A 2,924-nucleotide genomic window follows, 5' to 3' on the forward strand; every position below is an offset into this window, starting at 1 on the left:
AAACGTATACATCCGTAGACTGACAGTCCACACATATAATTTCTGAAAGCATTTTCTTACTCCTTTTTGGTTGACAGGAGTACAATCTAGTTAAGTTTTTATTAAAATCCAAGATACTTTAGGGAATACGACTAACCCAGTCCCCACCCCATCTTGAAATTGAAAAAAAACATCAGATTTTCCAAGCTGGTGATACATGAACGCCCCAAGCAATCGCCATGTGCAAAGATTATACACCTTTGTCTGTAAAGTTGAAGCTGCTACAATGCATGCATTGAATCCTTTAGCTTTACACATCAAGGTTAGCAGATGCCTTACTCGTCAATTTTCGCCTTTGTCTGGCGCCACATAAAGCCCTACAAATGGCTGTATCTCACCATGATGATGGCGCCATTGGTCAGTAGTTTTTATCCCTTTGCCTACAATTATGCAATCAAGTTATTTCTGGACGCAATGGAAACACAAGATCAGCTTCAGTACTCTAGCATCTTGCTGCCGATCTTTCTGTTTCTTGGAACCCAATTCACTCTTGATTTTGTATGGCGCATCAGTGATATAGCCAAATGGAAGGCAGAACCTTATGTACGACGATCAATTCTGCTTAAATCTTACGACTATGTCCAACATCACAGTTATGAATTTTTTCAAAATAACTTCACTGGAGCTGTTAGCAGTAAGCTTAAAGGTTTATTAGATGGATATGATAAATTTTGGGAGGAACTCCACCATGGATTACTGGGAAGAATATTTACAACTATTGTGAACTTAACTGCCCTGGCAATGATCAATTTTAAACTGGGAATGATTGTGTTTGCCTGGACAGCCATCTATGTTCCGATAATGTACAAACTTTCACTCACCCTAAATAGGCTTACCTTCGAAGAAACTGAAAGCAGACATAGCCTAGTAGGACAGATCTCAGATAAAATCACCAACATCATCTCCTTGTTTTCCTTTGCAGCTCGAAAACGAGAATACCAAACCCTCAATCAGCAAATCACAGAAGATTTCATTCCCAAACAAATTAATGTGTATCGATACGACTTTAAAATACAACTTGTAGGGGGAATTCTCTACATTGTAATGTTTGTATTTATTCTGTTTTTGATGCTGCATTTAAGGATGCAGAATTCTATATCCATAGGAGATTTTGCATTTGTTTTTGGTCTTACTCTGTCCATTGCAGAAAGTGTTTGGCATACTACCATCTCATTGCAAGGCTTCGCCCGGGCTATGGGAGATTTTAAAAGTGCACTTTCAATTCTGGAAACCCCACAACAAAATCTCGATACAAAAGGCGCTAAACCTCTGATCGTCAACAACCCACGCATTGAGTTTAAACACGTTAGCTTTGGTTATGATAAAGACCACATGATTTTCAAAGATCTAAACATGATCATTAAACCAGGGGAAAAGATAGGATTGGTGGGGCATTCAGGAGCTGGGAAATCTTCGCTGATTAATTTATTGCTACGCTATTTTGCAAATAATCAAGGACAAATCCTCATCGATGGCCAAGACACTGTTGAGACCACTCAAGACTCACTCAGGGAAAACATTGCTGTTATTCCACAAGACACAATGTTGTTTCATCGCTCACTGCAAGATAACATCCGTTATGGCAAAGCGGATGCAACGGACGCGGAAGTACTTGAGGCCAGCAAAGAGGCACACATTCATGAGTTTATTGAAACCCTGCCACAAAAATATGAAACCTTTGTGGGTGAACGCGGCATAAAACTTTCCGGCGGCCAAAGACAAAGGATTGCAATTGCTCGAGCCATTTTGAAAGATGCCCCGATCCTGATTCTTGATGAGGCTACGTCAGCTCTTGATAGCCAAACTGAAAGGTTGATTCAAGAGAGTCTGAATTTCCTTATTGAAGATAAAAAGAAAACGGTCATTGCCATCGCCCACCGCCTTTCAACTTTGAAACATATGGACAGAGTTATCGTCCTAGAGAAGGGTAAAATTGTTGAAGAGGGCAGTCACAATACCCTGATTGCTAATGAAAACAGCTTGTACAAGCAATTGTGGGAATTGCAGGAAATCAGGTGAAGGAAATGAACCATTTTTCAAAAGTTGACATCTTCAACCAAGATGAATTTAATGACGTTAATTTTCCAGGGATAACGCTAGATAAAAACGATGTCAAAAATAAAATCTTTGAAAACTGCCAATTTGTTGACTCAAGCTTTAGTGAGACAAAATTTGCAGACTGCAAGTTCATTGACTGTACATTTGAATCTTGCAATTTAAGCAATACTCAATTTAAAAATACTGCTTTTAGCGACGTTGTTTTTGAAGGGGCAAAACTGATTGGTGTTAACTGGACTGAAGTAAGGTGGCCCTACATCAACCTGATCAGCCCGATAAAATTTCAAAAATGCAATCTCAGTCATTGCAGTTTTTATGGGCTATGTTTGAAAGAATTGGTAATTGAAAACTGCAAAGCTCATGACGTTGATTTCAGAAATGGTGATTTTTCAGGCGGTAATTTTACGTGCACTGATTTTAAAAGCAGTTTATTCAGGCACACAAAATTACGGGGTAGTGATTTCACAGAGGCTATCAATTATGGCATTGACCCCAATGAAAATGATATTCGTAAGGCAAAGTTTTCCATGCCTGATGTAATTAATTTGTTGCATAAATTTGAGATTGAAATTCAGATTTGAGGATCTTGATTTCAATCCTTCCATCCCGATTCCAACGGATGACATCTCTTGGGTATGCTTCTGATATTCGAAAAGATCCAAAGAAGCAATGTTTAGATATTAGGATAATATTTGAACAAGAGAGTACTTTTGCTTATAAAGATGGGGAGTCAGGAGAGGAACTATACTGAGCCCCATTTTTGTCGCAAATTCGTGGGGGCTCATTGCCGCCCCCACGAATTTGCAACAAACAAGTAACAAAAAGAA

2 protein-coding genes are annotated in these 2,924 nt (G+C 38.9%); both read left to right on the top strand.

Going from position 1 to position 2,924, the window contains the following annotated elements:
- Positions 1 to 309 precede the first annotated feature (309 nt).
- On the top strand, positions 310 to 2,058 hold the full coding sequence (locus ABFQ95_08325) for an ABC transporter ATP-binding protein (protein ID MEN8237520.1): 1,749 nt from the start codon (positions 310 to 312) through the stop codon (positions 2,056 to 2,058).
- Positions 2,059 to 2,063: 5 nt separating this feature from the next.
- Positions 2,064 to 2,678 (top strand): pentapeptide repeat-containing protein, encoded by a 615-nt coding sequence (locus ABFQ95_08330; protein ID MEN8237521.1) that lies wholly within the window; start codon positions 2,064 to 2,066, stop codon positions 2,676 to 2,678.
- Positions 2,679 to 2,924 lie beyond the last annotated feature (246 nt).

The organism is Pseudomonadota bacterium, from assembly GCA_039714795.1.
In the GTDB taxonomy this organism is placed as follows: Bacteria; Pseudomonadota; Alphaproteobacteria; order JAGOMX01; family JAGOMX01; genus JBDLIP01.